Origin of the sequence: uncultured Campylobacter sp. (assembly GCF_938017775.1) — a bacterium.
Classification (GTDB): Bacteria; Campylobacterota; Campylobacteria; order Campylobacterales; family Campylobacteraceae; genus Campylobacter_B.
The window spans coordinates 1-18,166 of the sequence record NZ_CALIIU010000003.1 but is presented as its reverse complement, the minus strand read 5'-3'; the positions used below and the strand labels follow the sequence as shown (position 1 = coordinate 18,166).

The 18,166-nt window shown below is 44.8% G+C and carries 18 protein-coding genes; 14 read left to right on the top strand and 4 right to left on the bottom strand.

Annotation, left to right across the window (positions count from 1 at the left end):
- The 3 genes from Q0537_RS00290 to Q0537_RS00280 form a co-directional block, all read right to left on the bottom strand.
- Positions 1–352, bottom strand: a 352-nt coding sequence (locus tag Q0537_RS00290) for a hypothetical protein (protein WP_299224035.1), incomplete at its 3' end; no start/stop codon positions are given.
- Positions 353–379: 27 nt separating this feature from the next.
- Positions 380–1,012 carry a hypothetical protein gene (locus Q0537_RS00285; protein ID WP_299224032.1) on the bottom strand — a complete coding sequence of 211 codons (633 nt, stop codon included), beginning with the start codon at positions 1,010–1,012 and terminating at the stop codon, positions 380–382.
- A 248-nt stretch (positions 1,013–1,260) separates the two neighbouring features.
- The gene (locus tag Q0537_RS00280; protein ID WP_298062339.1) at positions 1,261–2,094 is read right to left on the bottom strand and encodes a YihY family inner membrane protein; all 834 of its coding nucleotides are present in this window, start codon (positions 2,092–2,094) and stop codon (positions 1,261–1,263) included.
- Between the two features lie 226 nt (positions 2,095–2,320).
- Between Q0537_RS00280 and Q0537_RS00275 the strand changes: the two genes are divergently transcribed.
- From Q0537_RS00275 to Q0537_RS00210, 14 genes are all read left to right on the top strand, one after another.
- Positions 2,321–4,570 (top strand): TonB-dependent receptor, encoded by a 2,250-nt coding sequence (locus tag Q0537_RS00275; RefSeq protein WP_299224038.1) that lies wholly within the window; start codon positions 2,321–2,323, stop codon positions 4,568–4,570.
- 292 nt (positions 4,571–4,862) lie between these two features.
- A complete protein-coding gene (locus Q0537_RS00270) occupies positions 4,863–6,281 on the top strand; it encodes a TrkA C-terminal domain-containing protein (RefSeq protein ID WP_299224028.1) in 1,419 nt (472 codons plus the stop codon).
- Positions 6,282–6,324: 43 nt separating this feature from the next.
- A complete protein-coding gene (aroB, locus tag Q0537_RS00265) occupies positions 6,325–7,356 on the top strand; it encodes a 3-dehydroquinate synthase (RefSeq protein WP_299224025.1) in 1,032 nt (343 codons plus the stop codon).
- Entirely contained in the window at positions 7,353–9,062 is a 1,710-nt protein-coding gene (locus Q0537_RS00260; protein WP_299224022.1) for a mechanosensitive ion channel family protein, read from the top strand. The genes aroB and Q0537_RS00260 overlap by 4 nt, the downstream gene beginning before the upstream one ends.
- A complete protein-coding gene (gene mtaB, locus Q0537_RS00255) occupies positions 9,059–10,291 on the top strand; it encodes a tRNA (N(6)-L-threonylcarbamoyladenosine(37)-C(2))-methylthiotransferase MtaB (protein WP_299224019.1) in 1,233 nt (410 codons plus the stop codon). Before Q0537_RS00260 ends, mtaB begins: the two co-directional genes overlap by 4 nt.
- Positions 10,260–12,041, top strand: a complete 1,782-nt coding sequence (locus Q0537_RS00250; protein ID WP_299224016.1) for an AAA family ATPase — start codon at positions 10,260–10,262, stop codon at positions 12,039–12,041. The genes mtaB and Q0537_RS00250 overlap by 32 nt, the downstream gene beginning before the upstream one ends.
- A 29-nt stretch (positions 12,042–12,070) precedes the next feature.
- Complete coding sequence (mog, locus tag Q0537_RS00245; protein ID WP_299224013.1) at positions 12,071–12,598, top strand: molybdopterin adenylyltransferase; 528 nt, start codon at positions 12,071–12,073, stop codon at positions 12,596–12,598.
- Positions 12,599–12,663: 65 nt separating this feature from the next.
- A complete protein-coding gene (locus tag Q0537_RS00240) occupies positions 12,664–12,981 on the top strand; it encodes an HMA2 domain-containing protein (protein ID WP_291936786.1) in 318 nt (105 codons plus the stop codon).
- Complete coding sequence (locus tag Q0537_RS00235) at positions 12,978–13,589, top strand: hypothetical protein (protein WP_299224010.1); 612 nt, start codon at positions 12,978–12,980, stop codon at positions 13,587–13,589. Before Q0537_RS00240 ends, Q0537_RS00235 begins: the two co-directional genes overlap by 4 nt.
- A gap of 95 nt (positions 13,590–13,684) precedes the next feature.
- On the top strand, positions 13,685–14,176 hold the full coding sequence (locus tag Q0537_RS00230; RefSeq protein WP_297988718.1) for a hypothetical protein: 492 nt from the start codon (positions 13,685–13,687) through the stop codon (positions 14,174–14,176).
- An 8-nt stretch (positions 14,177–14,184) separates the two neighbouring features.
- On the top strand, positions 14,185–14,487 hold the full coding sequence (locus Q0537_RS00225) for a Cys/Met metabolism pyridoxal-phosphate-dependent enzyme (RefSeq protein ID WP_177386687.1): 303 nt from the start codon (positions 14,185–14,187) through the stop codon (positions 14,485–14,487).
- Positions 14,480–14,974 (top strand): hypothetical protein, encoded by a 495-nt coding sequence (locus tag Q0537_RS00220; RefSeq protein WP_299224005.1) that lies wholly within the window; start codon positions 14,480–14,482, stop codon positions 14,972–14,974. The genes Q0537_RS00225 and Q0537_RS00220 overlap by 8 nt, the downstream gene beginning before the upstream one ends.
- Positions 14,975–14,977: 3 nt before the next feature.
- Positions 14,978–17,059: a heavy metal translocating P-type ATPase gene (locus Q0537_RS00215; protein WP_299224002.1), complete on the top strand. Its 2,082-nt coding sequence runs from the start codon at positions 14,978–14,980 to the stop codon at positions 17,057–17,059.
- Positions 17,049–17,438, top strand: coding sequence for a hypothetical protein (locus Q0537_RS00210; protein WP_299223999.1), 390 nt, complete (start codon positions 17,049–17,051; stop codon positions 17,436–17,438). The genes Q0537_RS00215 and Q0537_RS00210 overlap by 11 nt, the downstream gene beginning before the upstream one ends.
- 59 nt (positions 17,439–17,497) lie before the next feature.
- On the opposite strand, the gene Q0537_RS00205 is transcribed toward Q0537_RS00210, so the two are convergent.
- The coding region (locus tag Q0537_RS00205) for a hypothetical protein (RefSeq protein ID WP_299223997.1) at positions 17,498–18,166 on the bottom strand (669 nt) is incomplete at its 5' end.

The window sequence follows — 18,166 nt, the reverse complement described above, 5'->3', positions numbered from 1 at the left end:
TGTCAGAATTTACGCTTTGGAATTTATATTTGACCTTAAATGGATTTTCCGTGAAATATTTACTCGTTGTCTCATCATAAATTCGCCTTATATCAAGCTCGATTTCTCTACCTTTATAATAAAGCAGCCAAATCTCCTCTCCAGTATATCCGTCTCTTGGATCAGGTAGATGCGGGCTACAAACAAAGATAAGCCAAATATCTCTTTGCCTGTCGATTACCCAGTCTAACCACTTTATTTCATCAGGCCCCTGTGGATCATAATGATATTTTGCCAAGCACTGATCTACACGATTTATAATATCATATTTCTTAATATCCTCTTTAGAAATATATTCCGCTACAAACGCCATCTAGCCCTCCTTGAGAAATTCTATAATTTAAATTAAATCGCTTGTATATAGACCAAACAAAGACGAGAGCTCAAATTTAATGTCTTTGTCGCTCAACAATTTATTATTCGGCACTGCAATAATGCCCGATTTAAACCTATACAATATATACTTTTTAAATTTAAATCCATTGAGCGCCAAGAAAATGAAATGATGTAGCATGGTGATTAAAAAGAATATTGGACTTGCCAAATACCTAACCATTCTCTTTCTCCTATTTTTTATATCTTTGATCCATATATTTACGTCTTGCTCATTGTATGGTATCAACGCCCAAGTTACCGATACGAGATCGTCTTTTTGCAAAATTTCGGTTTTAAATTTCATATGTTCGTCTATATGGTCGAATGAAATTTTATCATCATAAAATTTTGTAAAAAACTTATTACAAAATTCTTGATAGGCTATTTTTATCTCCCAAAATGTGCAAAATAAAATTCCGAAAATCCCTAGCGTTAATGACGCTCTTCTCATCATTTCTTTATGCGGATCCAGCTCCGGCGTTAAATTTAGCAAGACAAAAGACAAGAATATAAGCACGCACATTATTTTATTTGATATAGTAAGCCTAAAAAAGTAGTCGTTTTCTATGATTATCAGCTCTTTCTCGAAGTCTTTCATAATATCTCCCTGTTTTAAAATCGCGCATGATTTTACCTTAACGGCGCTTTGCGAGGGATTAAAATTTTAGCCTTGCCGCACCTCATTAAATTTTTAAAATTATATTTCTATGCATATGTCTATTATTCAAAGACAAACTTCCCGCCCGTTTTCGATAGAATTTTAAAATTTTGATTTAAATTTCTAGCCCATGCAGAAAACGCGCTTTAATCCAAAAAGCATAGAAAAACGCAGCCTTGCACAGAAATTCAAGCGCTTTGTCGCTCGTCACCTCTTTTAAATTTAGCGTCCAAAAATACGCAGAATTTCACGCCGTATAAGTAGAAAATCCAGCTTATGTAGATCCACAGAAAGAAAAATAGCGCGACCGAAAACGAGCCGTAGATGCTAAGATAGGTTTTGTTATAAAAGACGTATTGCGCAAAAACCAGTCTTGAAAGCCACCATAAAATCGATGCTACGAGCGATGAGGCAAGCACCGCTTTTGCGCGGATCTCGCGGTTGATCGCCGTAGCATAAGTAATCGCAAAGATCCCCCAAACGATTAAGTAGGGTAGAATTTTAAGCAAATTTATCCAGCTCGTAAACTCGGTTTTATTTAGTAGCTCCTGAAGCTCGCCGCTGATATAAAACGATGCTCCAAGCCCCACAGGAGCGAGCGTCATCAGCGTCCAGTAGGTGCTTAGGCTCTTAAAAAAGCTTCGCTCGGGTGAATGCGAAATGCGCGCGATAATCGCTTCAAAGTCTCCGAAAAACAACACCGACGTAACTAACACTGCGCAAAAGCCCGTTACGCCAAGGCTTAGCCCGTTTGCCATAAATTCCTCGATATAGTGCGCCATGCTCGCTTGATTTGCAGGCAGGAAGTTTGAAAAGATAAAGCCCATAATCTTATCGTAGTAGCCTTTAAAGCTTGGTAGCTGCATAAAGACGCTAAGCGAGACCATCAGCACCGGCAGTAGCGCCAGAATCGTGTGAAAGCTAAGGCTTGATGCATGGTGCATGAGCTCGGTATCGTAGAGGCGGAAAAAATTTTTAAGTCGGTTTTGCACTTGCATAAGCGCGGGTATTAGTTTTTTCATACGGGCGATTTTACATTAAAATTTTAGAATTTCATATAAATTTGCGCAATTTTTCTTTTGTATCGTGGTATATCGTCTATAAAATTTAAAGCTAAAAAATGCGACTACAAATATATAAATTTACATCTCGAATTTAGTCTAAATTTAGGAAAGTTTTTCTAATATGCTAAAAAATAATATTAAATATATCCATAACGAAGGGAAAATAATGGAACGAAGGAAAACGATGAAATTTAAAATTTCATTAGCGGCATGTATGTGTCTGCTATGCAGCAGTTTGGCTGCAGCACAAAGCGGCAGTAATTCTGCGCCTGAAAAGTCGCAGAATATGGGCGTAATCGAGGTAAATTCCGTCGGCGATAATATCAGCGAGAGCGGCATCGACGAGGGCTTTTTGAGCAAAAACGTGCAGCAAGGCATGCTTGCTGGCAAGCGCGCTTTAGATCTTCCCTATCAGATCAACACGATCAGCAAGGAGATCATGAACCACCAAGGCGTCACCGGCTACGAGGAGGCGGTCAAATATTTCCCGTCCGCGCAGATTCAGATGCGCGGCGGCGCTACGGTCGGACGCCCGCAGACGCGCGGCTTTGAGGGCAGCGTCGTAGGCAACAGCTTCTGGGACGGCTTTTATACGATTTCGACGACGGCGATTCCGATGGCGATGTTTGAGAGTTTTCAGGTACAAAACGGCGTCGCAGGCTCGCTCTACGGCGCGCAAAATCCAGTGGGCATTTTCAGCTACACGCGCAAGCGCCCGGTAAAAGATCAATACATCATCTGGAGTGATTATATGTCGCGAAGCAATCTGGGGCTTGGTCTTGATCTATCCGATAAATTTGAAAAATTCGGCTACCGCACGGTGTTTTACGGATCAAACGGCGACAGACAACCGAAGGGCTCAAATTTGCAGCGCCGCCTAGCCAGCGTCACGATGGAATTTTATCCGACGGGCGATCTTACTTTTGAAACCGCGGCTAGCTATTATGAGCACAATACCAAGGGCTTTGCGGGGCAGTTTGCTCTTGGCGTGCGAGACGGCAAGATCGTAGACGGCATGGAGCTTCCAAAGGCGGTGGATTCTTCAAAACGCGGTCTTGGTCAGAGCTTTGGAGGTATGCATCTAAAAACCACTACCGCAAGCGCAAAATTTAAATTTACGCCTACCGATAAATGGTATTTAGAGGGCGGCTTTCAGTTTCAGCGCGCCGATCGTGATACTCATGGAGTTGTAAATTATATCTTGCCTAGCACACATCCGCAATATACAAAGCCGGGCGATTATCAAACCAGACACAGCGGCGGTGCTACGGCGGCATATAGATTCGATCTGCCAAGCGGCTATCTCAAGGCTAATACGCAGTTTAACACGGGCGATATCGAGCACGATTTCAGCGTGCAGACTAACGGCTATCACTGGACGCAGGATAGATATAAAAACGCGAGCACAAACTACACCTCGCCTACCATAGGCAATATCTACGATCCTAAAATTCTAAATTACACCGGCGCTAGGCGCGGAAGTGGGCTGTATCACTATGCGGTTTTGGATATGTATAACGTCTCGGTGTTAGACGATATCACGATAAACGATAAATTTGACGTGATGCTAAGCGCATCTAAGGCGTGGATGAGGCAGGAATCCTACAATGCCCGCCAGCAAAGACTTGTTAAAGCCTATAGCGATTCCGGCTATAGTTGGGCGAGCAGCTTGATCTTCCATCCGATAGAGGACGCTAGCATCTACTACACCTATGCAGATAGCTTGCAGCAGGGCTCTACCTATGTTTATAATAGCGGTCCGCATAACGGTGAGGTTGCCTCTACGTCGCCGTATCGCTCCAAGCAGCACGAGATCGGCGCTAAGATTCGCGTAGCCGATATGATCGATTTTAGCGTGGCGTATTTTGATATACGTCGTCCGATTGCTTACTTGAATAGTTCTACGGGGATCTACGGCATAAATGGCGAGCAGCGCAACCGCGGATTTGAGTTTATGAGCGGCGGACGAATTACGCAAAATTTAAGCGTGCTGGGCGGCTTTACCTACATCGATCCTAAGATGCATAACGTAAGCATCGCGGGCGCTAATCGCAAGGTCGCAAACGGCATCCCTAAACTAAACGCAAATTTAATGCTTGATTACGTGATCCCGGGCACCGATAAGCTTGCGATCAGTACGAATTTCCACTACACTAGCAAGATGTATCTGGATGATCTAAACACTCAGCACACTCCTAGCTTTTTCGTTACCGATCTTGGTATCAGATATACGAGCGAGCGTCTTTTGGGCGATAAGACTACGCTGCGCTTCAACGTAAATAACGTATTTAACAAAAAATACTGGGCGGGAATGTATCCTGCGAGCGCCGACGGTGCGGGCGGTCTTAACGTAACTAGCGTGCTAGGCTCGGCAAACGGCGTGACGCTCGGCGAGAGCAGAAGCTTCATGCTCTCTGCGGAGATAAAATTTTAAAATCTAGCGAGTTTAAAATTTTTGCTTAAGCGGCGCGAATGATTATGGCGCCGCTTTTAAATTTATGAAATTTTATCGCTCTAAGCGGCGAGATTAAATTGAACGAGGCTTGTTTTAATTCATTTTAAAATTTAAGCCTCGGATTTTGGAATTTTAAACATTGATTTTAAAATTTCGATCTTTAAATTTTTAAGTCGCCGCGCCTTAGCTTGCTCACAAAATTTATCTACGCGCGGTTTAAAATTTAGCCGTTTTTGGTTATAATCTTTGCAAAACCACGAAACGGAGAGCAATGAAACAAGTTTTAATCATCGCAAGCGGAAAGTTTGCACGCCATTTTTTATCCAAAGTTTGTAAAATCAAAGATGTCATCAGATCGTATCGCGTCATAGCTAAAAATATGGATGCCGTGCCCTCAGAGCTTGAAAACGAGTCAAATTTTTCGGTCGAAATTTTCGATCCTACGAGCATTGAGCGGTTGCGCGTGGTGCTAGCAGAAAAGGAATTTGATCGCTGCATAATGATAATGGATGATGAATTTGACACTAAAGTAACGCTTGAAAATTTAAAGACGCTCGCTCCGGATTTAGAGCTTTACGTGGCCGATTTTTGGGGACTTTTGCGCGAGAATAAAAATGAAGCTCACGTAAAAATCGTAAATACCCTCGCGCTAAATTCCTCGCGTTTCATTGGCTTCTTGCCCGATAGCCCCGTTTTTGCTGATAACATCGGGCTTGGACGCGGAGAGATAATGGAGGTAAAAGTGCCCGTAGGAAGCTCGTTTGCGTATAAAAAAATCAGTACGCTTTCTAATGCCAAATATCAAATTCCGATGATCTACCGCCACAACAATTACATCGTAACGACACCCGGCTCGCGGATATATCCGAATGATACGATCTTAGTCGTGGGTGAGCCTAGTGCGCTGCGAGCGGTGTTTGCTGAAGTAAAAAAGCAAAGCGGGCAATTTCCATCGCCATTTGGGCTAAATATTTTCGCGCTAATTGATATGAAAAAAATGAGCGACGACGAGATAGCTAGGACGGTTAGAGCGCTTGAGTTTTTGGATTTGCATATTAGAAATCATAAAATTTATCTGCGAATTTTAAATCCTTTGCTAAACGACACTTTTAGCGAGCTTAAAGCGCTGTGTGAGCGGGATAAATTTGAAATTCTCATCGATTACTCGGGCGAGCTAAATTTAAAGCGCGACGTGAGCGAAAATAAAGCAGGCTTGGTAGTTTGCTCAAGCGGAGTTTTCGAGGCGAAAAAAGCAGCACTTAAAGCGCTTGAAATCCCCGTGCTAAGCCTTGGAGAGGGCGAGCTAAAAGATGTGCGTAAAAGTGTCGTGCTAAGTGCCGGCGAGCGGCTTCGCGAGGAATCAAGTATCGTCTTTGACATAAGCTCGCAGCTAGGGCTAGACGTGTATTTGTATCTTTTCGGCGAGAGTGAAAAAGGCGAGTTTGCGCAAAGCTACGTGAGCTTATCGAAGCTTTTTAAGCAAAGTTTATTCGTGATTCCTTGCGAGCGACAAAATCCGATTTTAGCGCTAGGCAGCGAGCGAGATCTGCTGCAGTTCGTGCCATTTAATGATAGAATTTTGGCGCGCAAGCTCACATCTATTTTCAATCAGGATTTGGATCAGATGTATTTTAAGCTCGGCAAAAATCATCAAATTTTTATCCCCGGCGATTACGGGTATGAAAAGTAATCGAAATTTATGTTACAATTACCCAAAAATCAAAGGCTAGCGTATGAAAATCGATCTTAATTTAGGTAAAAAATACAGCGTTTTTATCGACGAATTGCAAGAGATCAAGCTCAAAGGCAAGGTAGCGATCATCACAAATCCCAAAGTAGGCGGGCTGTGGCTTGATTTTTTATTGCAGCGGTTGAAATGCGAGCAAAAATTTATCATCACGATCCCAGACGGCGAGGAGTATAAAAATACCGCGAGCGTGGAGCAAATTTTAGAGCAGCTTTTTAGTTCCAAGCTTGATCGCAAAAGCACGCTCATCGCCCTTGGCGGTGGTGTCATTAGCGATATAACGGGCTTTTGCGCGAGCATTTATGAGCGTGGCATCGATTTTATCAATATTCCGACGACCTTGCTAGCGCAAGTGGATGCAAGCGTCGGCGGCAAGACGGGCGTGAATAATCGCTTCGGCAAAAATTTAATCGGCTCCTTTTATCAGCCGCGCGCGGTTTATTGCGAGAGCAAATTTTTATCTACTCTTCCTGCGCGAGAGTTTGCCGCAGGCGTAGCAGAGGCCGTAAAGATGGCGGTATGCTTTGATGCTGAGCTATTTAAATTTTTCGAGACGCACGATCTGAAAAACGCCGGTGAAATTTCGCACGTAATCGCTCGTTGCGTGGAGATTAAAGCAAACGTCGTAGAGCGAGACGAGCGCGAAAGCGGCGTGCGTGCGGTGTTAAACTACGGGCACACCTTCGCTCACGCTATCGAAAAAATTACTGATTATAAAAAATTTTTGCACGGCGAGGCTGTAGCGGTCGGTATGGCGATGGCAAACGCTTTGGCGCGGCGTCTCGGTAAACTAAGCGGCGAACAGGAGGAGCAGATCCGTAAAGTGCTTCAAAAATTCGCGCTTCCGATAAAATTTCACGTAGAGGATGCGGCAGAATTCTACGAGCTGTTTTTTCTCGATAAAAAGAGTGAAAACGGCAAGATAAAATTTATCCTGCCCGACGGCATCGGTAAATTCTACACTTCCAAAGAGATCGCAAAAGATGAAGTAATCGCAGCGCTGAAAGAGTTTGAATGAGAGCGCTTGCGGCTATTTTTTTGATTTTTAATCTTGCATTTTGCGAGGCAAATTCTACGCTCTCCGCCGCGCATACGCGCTTAGAATCTAACGCTAGCTCTGCCGCTAGTGAGAAGAAAGATGAAAATTCCAAGCTATCCGCGTCGCTAAAAGATCAGATCCGTGTTATTGACGATGAGATCAAAAATAATATCTGGATCTCGCGCTTTTCAAATTTCATCGGCTATCAAAATTTACAAAAGCAATCCAGCCAGCTCGAAGCGGAGCTAAAAAAGAACGCCGGCACCGATAAGATCGCAGAGATTCAAAAAAGACTTCGCGCCGTAAAAGAGCAGCTCATACTGCTAAAAGAGTATGAAAAATCCCCGTTTTTAGATATCATCGCGATGCCTGAAACTCCCGAGCCTGCGCGCATTACAAATCCTTTTTCGATAATTTCCGGTTTTTCTACGATTAGAAATTTGCAAGCTCAAAAGATGGAGCAGAAAAATGCTATCGAAAATATCAAAGCTTTAATCGATAAACTTGAAGCAAAAAGGGCGCTATATGAGCGTTTGATGCAGATCGATGCGGACGCAAGCGCTGTGGCGGAGCTTAAAAGCTTAGATTACGAGCTTAGCGAGTTTAGCTCCGCGTACGAGATCGCGCAGACTACGTACGACGTTTACGAAAAAAAGATCAACTCTCAAATCGCCGTGCAGACCGCCGATATAAAAGCGCAGATCAAGCGTGCGGGAAACATCGCCGTATGGATACTCGTAGTCATCGCGCTGTCGCTTTTCTGCAAGGTAGTGGCGAAAAAATATATCAAAAACGACGAGAATTTCTACATCGTAAATAAAGCTATCAATGTTTTAAATTTCACGCTGATTGCGCTGATACTGCTCTTTTCTTACATCGAGAATATGACGCATTTCGTGACGGTTCTGGGCTTTGCCTCGGCAGGTCTTGCGATCGCGATGAAAGATATGTTTATGAGCTCCTTAGGCTGGCTTACGATCGTGCTTGGCGGCAGCTTTCGCGTGGGTGATCGCATCAGGGTGCATAAAAACGGCGAGACCTACGTAGGCGATATCATCGATATTTCGGTGCTTAGGATGACTATTTTTGAGGACGTTACTATGACTACGTGGAGAGAAAATAAACGCGCGGGCAGGGTAATTTTCATACCGAATAATTATATTTTTACCGATCTTATCTCAAACTACACCCACAGCGGGCTTAAGACGGTCTGGGACGGCATCAGCATACTTTTAACATTTGATAGCAACCATAAAAAGGCGATGTATCTTATAAAAAACATCGTGCGGAAGTATTCCAAGGGCTACACCGACATCGCCAAAAAGCAGATGGGCAAGCTTCGCTCGCAATACAGCATTAAAAATCCAAACGTCGAGCCTAGAATTTTCAGCTTTTTTGAGCCATACGGCATTGAAATTTCGGTTTGGTATATGACGAACTCTTACGCGACGCTCGGGCTTCGCAGCAACATCTCGGCTGAAATTTTAGATGCGCTAAGAAGCGAGCCCGATATCAAGATCGCCTATCCTGCTTACACGCTTTTTAACGGTAAAAATTATGCGGCTGCGGGCGGAAATTTTGCGGCGCAAGATCTCGGCTCCGAGCAGCAAGGCTCACAAAATTTAAACGCAGCGGCGCAGGGTGCGGGCTTTGCCACAGGAAGCGGATCCGGGAGCGAAATTTGAAAATTTATTTTAAAACGTTCGGGTGTCGCACAAATATATACGACACGCAGCTTATCAAAAGCAACCTCAAATCGGGCGAGATCACGCACGACGAGCAGGGCGCGGATGTCGTCGTGATAAACTCCTGCACCGTTACGAACGGCGCCGACGCAGACGTGCGGAACTACGTCAATAAGATGAACCGCCTCGGTAAAAAGATATTGCTAACCGGCTGCGGCGCGGTTTCGCGCGGTGAGGAGCTGTATAAAAACGGCGCGGTCTTCGGCGTGTTTGGGATGTCGCAAAAGGAAAAGATCGACGAGTTTTTGGGCTCGGAGTCAAAATTTTACGATATCGGAGGTCTTGACGGCGTCGAAAAAAACCTGGTAAGCGACTACGAGGATCACACCAAGGCCTTTATTAAAATTCAGGAGGGGTGCGATTTTAACTGCAGCTACTGCATAATCCCCTCGGTGCGCGGCCGCTCGCGCAGCAGCTCTGAAGACGCGATCTTAAAAGAGGCGGAAAGCCTTGCCGCAAACGGCTTTAGCGAGATCGTGCTAACCGGCACCAATATCGGAAGCTACGGCAAAGCCGCAGGCACGAGCCTCGGCGCGCTGCTTCAAAAGCTGGGCGCGATCCGCGGAATTCGCCGTATCCGCTTAGGCAGCATCGAGCCCTCGCAGATCGATGAGAGCTTTCGCGAAATTCTATCCGAGCCGTGGCTGGAGCGGCATCTGCATATCGCGCTTCAGCACACTTCGCAAAAGATGCTTAGCATAATGCGCCGCCGAAATTCCGCGCTAAGGGATTTGGAGCTTTTTTGCGAGCTTGCGGAGCGTGGGTTTGCGCTGGGGACGGACTTTATCGTAGCTCACCCGGGCGAGAGCGAAGAAATTTGGCTCGAAGCGGTAGAAAATTTCAAAAAATTTCCGCTCACGCATCTGCACGCCTTTATCTTTTCGCCGCGGCAAGGGACCGCTTCGGCGTCGCTAAAAGGCCGCATAGACGGCAAAACGGCTAAGGCGCGGCTGAAGATGCTGCAAAACATAACGGCGCTGAATAATTATAAATTTCGCCTTTCGCACAAGGTGCCGTTAAATGTGCTGATCGAGCGGAAAAACGGAGAGTTTTATGAAGGATATGATCAATTTTATGATAAAATTTGGATCAAAAGCGATGAGGATTTGTCGAAAAAATGGATGGAGATAAGAGATTATGAGGTTAAATTTGATGGAAATTTTGCATAAAATCAAAAAGAGCAAGCTAAATATAATTCTGATTTTTTTAGTGCTGCTTATCGTTTTGCTCTTGATCGTTTATTTTAAAGACGATTCGCGATACATCACCGAGCGCGAATTTAGCGAGCTAGTCCGCGCAGATCAGATCAAGCGCGCGCATATCGAGGACGGTACGTTAAGCTTTGTTTACGACGGCAAACGCTATAAAATTTTAACCGATATCGTTAATTTAAAAGAGCTCTCCAACCACGCTTTGATTACAAAGGAAGAGGATAGCGGAAGCGGCGGTATCAGCGCGATTTTGGTGATTTTTACGTTCGCATTTTTTCTCTTTGTATATTATTTTGAAACCGTTTTGGCTAGACGCCGCAGGATGGACGGCGCCGCGCGTCAGAGCGCTAGCGCAAGCGGCGAGCTCGGCGATCTTTCGCCAAGCGTTAGCGACGTGAGATTTAGCGACGTCGCGGGCATCAGCGAGGTTAAAGACGAACTCATAGAGATTGTGGATTTTTTAAAAAATCCCGCAAAATATCGCAATTTCGGCATCAAGCTGCCGAAAGGAATTTTAATGATCGGCGAGCCCGGCGTCGGTAAAACGCTAATTGCAAAAGCCGTAGCGGGCGAGGCGGACGTGCCGTTTTTTTACCAAAGCGGCGCAAGTTTCGCCGAGGTCTTTGTGGGCGTCGGCGCTAGGCGGGTTCGCGAGCTGTTTGCGAAAGCCAAATCCTGTGCACCCGCGATTATTTTTATCGACGAGATTGATGCAGTCGGCGGCAAGCGCGGTATAGGGCGCAACGACGAGCGGGAAGCGACGCTAAATCAGCTGCTGACTGAGATGGATGGATTTGAGGAAAACAGCGGCGTGATGGTAATCGGCGCAACCAACAAAATAAATTTGATCGACGACGCGCTATTGCGCTCGGGGCGCTTCGATAGGCGCGTTTTTATCGGGCTTCCGAACTACAAAGACCGCATCGAAATTTTAAAAATTTACCTCGAGGGCAAAAGATGCAGCGCGAATATCAACAAAGTAAGTCGCCTCTGTGTGGGCTTTAGCGGCGCGGGAGTAGCGACGCTGGTAAATGAAGCCGCGATCAACGCTCTTAAGCGCGGCAGCGATACGATTGAGCTTAGCGATTTTGAAAACGTGCGGATGAGGGTCTTTTACGGCGTGCAAAAAAGTAGAATTCTAACCGAATACGAAAAGGAGATCCAGGCGTTCTATCAGGGCGCAAAGGCGCTTAGCGCGTATTGGTATTCGTTTGATTTCGAAAAAATAGAACTTTTAAACGATAAATTTTTAAACGAGGATTTCGAGATCGAATCCAAAACGCAAATTTTAAATCAAATCAAAGTGCTTTTAAGCGGTATGGCGGCGCTACAGATTCATAAAAACGACGCTTTTTCAAATTCCGCTAGCGACGTAAAGCAGGCTATCGCGCTGGCGCAAAAGATGGTTTTTGAGCTCGCGATGGGCGATAGTTTTACCCCTAGCGCGCAGAGCGTGAATAAAATTTTGCAAGATTGCTACGACGAGGTTAGCGAGATAATCCGCACGATGCAGGATAAGCTAAATCAAATTTCAAAGCAAATTTTCGTCTATGAGTTCATAACTTTCGAGGATGTTCAAAAGATTTGCGAATCCGATGGTGTGGAGCAAGAAGGCGTCTCTACGCAAGAGCAAGATTTACAAAAGCCGGAAAAAGATAGTGAAAGCTCTGGAGAAAAGCCGCAAGACGGCACGCTAAATTTCGATTAAATTTTAAAATTCCAATAAAGGAGAGGAAAATGGTAAAAATAGGTGTTTTAACAATAAGTGATCGCGCTAGCGGTGGCGTTTACGAAGATTTGGGAGGCAAAGAAATAATTGCCGTTATGGATGATTGGCTAACTTGCGAGAAGCAGTATTTTTATGAAATAGTTCCAGATGAGCTGGAGCTGATCAAAGATAAGCTGATTTATCTTTGCGACGAAGCAGATTGTGATTTGGTGCTAACTACGGGCGGTACGGGTCCTGCTCCACGCGATGTAACGCCTGAAGCGACCGAGGCGGTAAGTGAGAAATTAATGCCAGGCTTTGGCGAACTAATGCGCGCAGAGAGCCAAAAGATCGTGCCTACGGCAATTTTATCTCGCCAGATAGCAGCGATCCGCAAAAAATCTCTGATTATAAATTTGCCGGGCAATCCAAAAGCGATTAAAGAGTGCCTTCTGCCGGTATTTCCTGCCGTGCCGTATTGTATTGATCTAATGGGAGGGAATTACATAACAGCGGATGAAAATAAGATAAAAATATTTCGCCCTAAACGCAAATAATTCGCAAAATTTAGCAGGAATTAAATGATTTATGATATTATTTGGGCGCAAATTTAAGGAAAAATATGAAAATAAATCACAACGATATTTTGGAATTTCATAAGTATTTTAGCAAAATCAGCCACAGCAAAGGTCGTATCCGTATCCGCGTAAGTCCCAAAATTAGGGAGTTGCGAGATAGTGTGAGCGAAGAGAGCCTAAAGGCTAAAATAGCTGCAATTCGCGGGATAAAAGAGTATAAATTTAACTCTCTAATCGGCTCGCTGACGATTCATTATGATGAAAGCGTTTTTCCGATGCACCTTTGGGAGCAGTTTTTAAGCGGCATCAGTTCGCCTGAGCTAGTAGCGCTTGTAAATTCCAATATAGAGGCGATTTCTTGAACGAAGAAGTATTGCGTAGTACTAAAAAATCGCGCAAATTTTCTAATAAATCTCGGAATTTAAATGAGGCGAAAATTGTAGATATCGCTCTTTTGCTCGAAAAAGAGGCACAAATTTTGCAGTTTTATTCGCTGGGCGCAGTTAAATTTCAAGATAAAAAGCTAGGAGAAATTCTATCTTTACGAGCTGGATTACTTGAGCGGGTGTTAGATTTTGCAAATTCTTGCGGGCTTGGCGCCACGCCTCCTGAAAATAGCAGTGAGGCACTGGCTACAAAAGGTATGAATGAGTTTTTGGCTTCCGCGCTTTTGATAGAAAAAAGCTCTATGATGTTTTATGACGATCTAATTAATTTGTGCAAGAACGCGCAATTTAAAGAGCTGCTGTATAAGGCGCAGGCGGTTTCGTATAATGAAATTTTGCCGATTCTAAAGGAATTAAATTCTAAATACGAGGCTGATTTAAATTCTTTGAATTTCACTGATTTATTAAATGAAATTTTAAAAAATCCGCAGGGATTAGAGCGGATATTTCAAAAATACGATTTGCAAAATATTTTAAATAGCGCATTTTCTAATTTAATTAAAGGAATTTTGCAGAAAAATTAAATTAGGATTGCAAAAATCTAAAAAAGTCGCTATAATATCAAAATCTATGTAAAGTTGATAAAATGACTTTATAATCTTAACACAAGGAGAATGAAATGCCGATCCCATTTCTAGCAGGTTTTGCGCTTGGTTGCGCGGCGGTTTACGCTTATAACAATCGAGATAAAATCAAAGAAGGTGCGAATAAAATCGTTAGCAGTAAAAGCGTCGAGGAGCTAAAAAATAGCGTCAAAGGCGGAGCAGAAAAATTAAGCAAAAAATCAAAAGAAATTTTTGCGGAAGCCAAAGAGGGCTTAGACGATGTCGCCGAGGCGGTAAAAAATAAAAGAAAGTCTGGTAGCAAAAAAGCTGCGACAAGTAGTACTAGCACTGAAACTAGCACTGCAAAAAAAACCAGAAAAAAGCCGGGACCAAAACCTGGATTTAAAAGAACTAAAAAATCCACCGCGAGCGCTAAGACTGGCGCAACTCCGGTAGGTGAGACATCCGCAGCATCTACTACTCCGCTTAATATCCCGCAGATCGTAAAAATGGACGATAATCCTTCGGCTAAATTTACGTCCGCAGACGATAAATCAGAAAAATAGAGGCCTAAATGAATAGATCACTTACGACACAGCGTTCTCCGCTGGATCACGTTTTAAGCGGCGCTATAGCAGGGGCGATCGGCGGTTGCGCCGTAGAGCTCGTTAAAGCAAAAGAAGGCAAAAGCAAATCTAAAGCGATTCGAGATGCGCTGGATATTGCGCTAAGCGGCGGTATCATCGGCGGCGGCGCGATTTACAGCGCAAATAAGCTCGTACAAGGCGAGTATCTACGCGCAGCGGCAGGCGTCGCAGTATGCGTAGGCGCGCTCATTGCGGGTAGAAATTTTATTCTTAAGGTAGGCAATGAGTAATCCGTATATCACAAAAAAAGATTTGAAAGAAATTCTAGACGATTACGATTTTGGTGACAACAAATATGCTAGCGGCTCTGCGGGTAGCTTTGCCGGTGACGAAAAGCTCGGCGGTTGGGCTAAATGGATAAACGAGCGGGTAAATTCTACGCCTTTTAATAGCTCTGCTTCCAGCAATAATTCGGATAGTAAAGATTCTACTGCTCAAAGCTCAAGCGACGTAAATTCTACTCAAAGCTCGCAGAATTCCGCTTTCGGTGGAATTTTTAATTCCTTGGGTGGTAGGCAAAACGCGAACGGTTTATTTGGTAGCAACTCATTTATCACGGGTATCGTTCTAGGGGCCGCAGCGACCTATTTTCTAACCGACGAAAACGCGCAAAAAAAGCTTTTTAAGCTCATCGCAAAGGGTACCGAGATGTTTCAGATGGGCGTTGAAGAGATGAAGGAGCGATTCGAAGACGCCAAGGCAGAGATGCAAGAGTAGTCGATGCAAAATTTTAAAATTTTACATGAGACTAAATCTAGGCTGCGCATAAAGGTCGCGGGCTTTAAAGGGCTCGATACGAGCGCACTGCAAAGAGTCGCTGCGAGGCTTGAAGGCGTAACGGAAGCTAGATTTAACGCTAAAATTGGCTCTTTGATCCTTAAGCTTGACGCGGGTGTAGATAAGGCGGGAATTCTAAGGCAACTTGAAGTTTTGAATTTAAGCGAGCTAAAATCAATTATCCCCGCTAGCCATAAAAATTTACCGAGCAAAAACGAATTTATTTTAGCGCTTCTTGCGTTGGGGGGAAATTTAATCTTTCGCACTTCGCCTTTAGCGCGCGCATTTAGCATCGTAGCGTGCATGCCTATCTTAAAAGAGGGCATCAAAGAAAGCTTTCTTCACGGGCTTACTTCAAAGGGCTTGGAGGCTGCCGCTGTTGGGATTTCGCTCGCGCGCGGCGATGTATTTGCAGCAAACAGCACCAACACAATGCTTGCTCTTGGCGAATATATGGAGGAAAGCACCGTTTATAAAAGCGACGATCTAATCCGCGAGCTCGCCCGCCCTGACATCGCCGAGGCTTGGGTAGAGATAGATCAAAACGGCAAAAAGACCGAAGTCAAAATCGCAACTTCCAAGCTAAAGGTGGGCGACATCGTGGTCGTGGGCGCAGGCGACGTCATAGCCGTGGACGGGCACGTCGTAAGCGGCGAAGCGATGATAAATCAAGCAAATATGACTGGCGAGTCGGTCGCGGTTAAAAAATCTCGCGGCGATAGCGTGCTAAGCGGCACGATCGTGGAGGAGGGCAGGATCCGTATCTGGGCGGAAAACGTCGGCGAAAACACCTCCACGCAGCGTATCAAGCACTACATCACGACATCTCTTAACGAGCGCTCCAGCATCGGCATGCATACGACTCACTTAGCCGATAAGCTCGTGCCGGTAACCTTCGGGCTTGCGGGAGTGTCCTATCTGATAAATCGAAATTTTATGAGCGTGGCTTCGGTGCTGCAGGCTGATTACTCGTGCGCGCTTAAGCTGCCTACGCCGGTTGCTTTTAAGTCGAGCATCTCAAAGGCAGGCAAGAACGGGATTTTGATCAAAGGCGCCAAGGCTCTTGAGTCGCTTGCGAGCGCCGACACCTTCGTATTCGATAAGACGGGCACACTTACGTACGGCAACCTAGAGGTCGCCGAGATCATATCGTTTGACGAGCGCTTTAGCAAAAACGATATTTTAAATTTAACCGCGAGCGCCGAGGAGCATTACTTTCATCCCGTAGCCGAGGCGATCGTGGATGCGGCCAAAAAGCACGGCTTTATCCACAAACACCATGACGAGGTGGAATTCGTCGTTGCTCACGGCGTTAAGACCAGCATCGAGGGCAAAAGGCTTATCATAGGCTCGCGCCACTTCCTAGAGGACGACGAGATGATCTCGTTTGCAGCGCATGAGCAGACCATCGATCTTGCGATGCAAAAGGGGCTCGCGCTGCTTTACATTGCATTTGACGGCAGGCTTTTAGGCGTCATCGGACTTAGGGACGAGGTGCGCGCAAACGCTCGCGCCGTCATCGCTAGGCTCCGCGAGCTGGGTGCAGAGCAGATCGTCATGCTAAGCGGCGACATGAAATCAAAAGCCCGCGCCGTAGCCAAAAAGCTCGGCGTAGATCGCTATTACGGTGAGCTGCTGCCGACGCAAAAGACCGAAATTTTAGAGCAGTTAAAAGCCGAGGGGCGGAAGGTAGTCTTCGTGGGCGACGGCATAAACGACGCGCCGAGCCTGATGAAGGCGGACATCGGCATCAGCATGCTAAACGGTGCAGAGATCGCCAAGGCTTCCGCGCAGATCGGGCTTTTGAAAAACGATATCGAGGGCGTCGCGCAGGTAAAGGCGCTGGCTAATGACACGCTGCGGCTCGTAAATCGAAATTTCAACGCCACCGTGGGGATAAATTCGATCATTTTATTTTTGGCGACCTTTGGCGCGCTAAGCCCCGTAGCTACGGCGCTGCTGCATAACGGCACGACGATAGGCCTTCTACTAAATTCCATTAAAGGGGTAAAATTTGAGCATTGAAGATAAAATTTTGGATCTAAATTTTCAGCGTAAAGTGGCTAAAACGGCGCTTGGAGTGAGTATGGGCATCACGGCTCTAACCGCACTGAATATGAACTCGCGCATGTCGCAGCTGCATAAAATTTCGGGGCTAGTGATGCTTGCTAGCGCGATCTGGCACGCTAGCCTTTACGGCTCGCCGTATAGCGAGTTTTTGAAAAACAGAAAGGCCAAAGCGCTAGCCTTAAGAAACGAGGATTTTGATTTAAATTTCACCGAAGATGATGCGATAGATGCTTCAAGTGCGGCGAGCGGCGGAAGCGTATCGACAAACTCTACAGCGACTAGCGCGGCCAAGACTGCACCAAAAAGACGCCGTCGTATACGCAAAAGCGCTTAGGTGTGTTGGGCAGTAGGACTTTGCACAAGTTCTACTGCCGATAAGGAATTTTTGTCAACTTATTTGAGAAAACCCGTTTTGCATAAATCATTTTCATTAATTCCAGCCTCTTTTATAAGTTCCTGAATATCTCGTCTATTATATAGGCTAATATACTCCGTTTTGTCATCACTTAATAGCTTTATGCTAGTCAAAATTCCGTTCTCATTGCATTCCATAAATTCTTCTTTGCCATCGTTATTTGTTTTCGATACTCTTCGTATATAACCATTTTCATACCAATAACGTAATATCTTATTGCTATCTAGCTCGCTTTTTTGTTGGCCGCTTTCATACCAGCTACGCATAGTTCCATCACTATTGTATTCTTTTTCTTGTTCGCCGTTTTCATACCAAGATTTAGTATTCCCTGCACCATCATCTTGAAAACGTATTTGACCATTTTCATAATAAAATTCTCTACTACCGCCGTGATTTTCTTCGCTTTTTTTCTGTCCGTTATCATACCAAGATATAGTTTTTAAAAGCGTTCCTTTATCGTCATATATATCTTCCTCGCTGAGTGTTCCATTTTCATTATGTGTTTTAACAGAACCTACAAGTTTATTGTCTTTAAAATTTCCCTCAGTTATTGTTTTAACAAAACTTTTATCTTTCAAAAAAACGCTATACCACTTAAATGCCCCATCTTTTTTACCGTTTTTGTACGTTATCTCTGAAGTAATGTC

Bases quoted from the DNA above. Each gene is read 5' to 3' on its own strand.
- Q0537_RS00285 (WP_299224032.1), bottom strand. From the start codon at position 1,012: ATGAAAGACTTCGAGAAAGAGCTGATAATCATAGAAAACGACTACTTT.
- Q0537_RS00280 (WP_298062339.1), bottom strand. From the start codon at position 2,094: ATGAAAAAACTAATACCCGCGCTTATGCAAGTGCAAAACCGACTTAAA.
- Q0537_RS00275 (WP_299224038.1), top strand. From the start codon at position 2,321: ATGAAATTTAAAATTTCATTAGCGGCATGTATGTGTCTGCTATGCAGC.
- Q0537_RS00270 (WP_299224028.1), top strand. From the start codon at position 4,863: ATGAAACAAGTTTTAATCATCGCAAGCGGAAAGTTTGCACGCCATTTT.
- aroB (WP_299224025.1), top strand. From the start codon at position 6,325: ATGAAAATCGATCTTAATTTAGGTAAAAAATACAGCGTTTTTATCGAC.
- Q0537_RS00260 (WP_299224022.1), top strand. From the start codon at position 7,353: ATGAGAGCGCTTGCGGCTATTTTTTTGATTTTTAATCTTGCATTTTGC.
- Q0537_RS00250 (WP_299224016.1), top strand. From the start codon at position 10,260: ATGAGGTTAAATTTGATGGAAATTTTGCATAAAATCAAAAAGAGCAAG.
- mog (WP_299224013.1), top strand. From the start codon at position 12,071: ATGGTAAAAATAGGTGTTTTAACAATAAGTGATCGCGCTAGCGGTGGC.
- Q0537_RS00240 (WP_291936786.1), top strand. From the start codon at position 12,664: ATGAAAATAAATCACAACGATATTTTGGAATTTCATAAGTATTTTAGC.
- Q0537_RS00230 (WP_297988718.1), top strand. From the start codon at position 13,685: ATGCCGATCCCATTTCTAGCAGGTTTTGCGCTTGGTTGCGCGGCGGTT.
- Q0537_RS00225 (WP_177386687.1), top strand. From the start codon at position 14,185: ATGAATAGATCACTTACGACACAGCGTTCTCCGCTGGATCACGTTTTA.
- Q0537_RS00220 (WP_299224005.1), top strand. From the start codon at position 14,480: ATGAGTAATCCGTATATCACAAAAAAAGATTTGAAAGAAATTCTAGAC.
- Q0537_RS00215 (WP_299224002.1), top strand. From the start codon at position 14,978: ATGCAAAATTTTAAAATTTTACATGAGACTAAATCTAGGCTGCGCATA.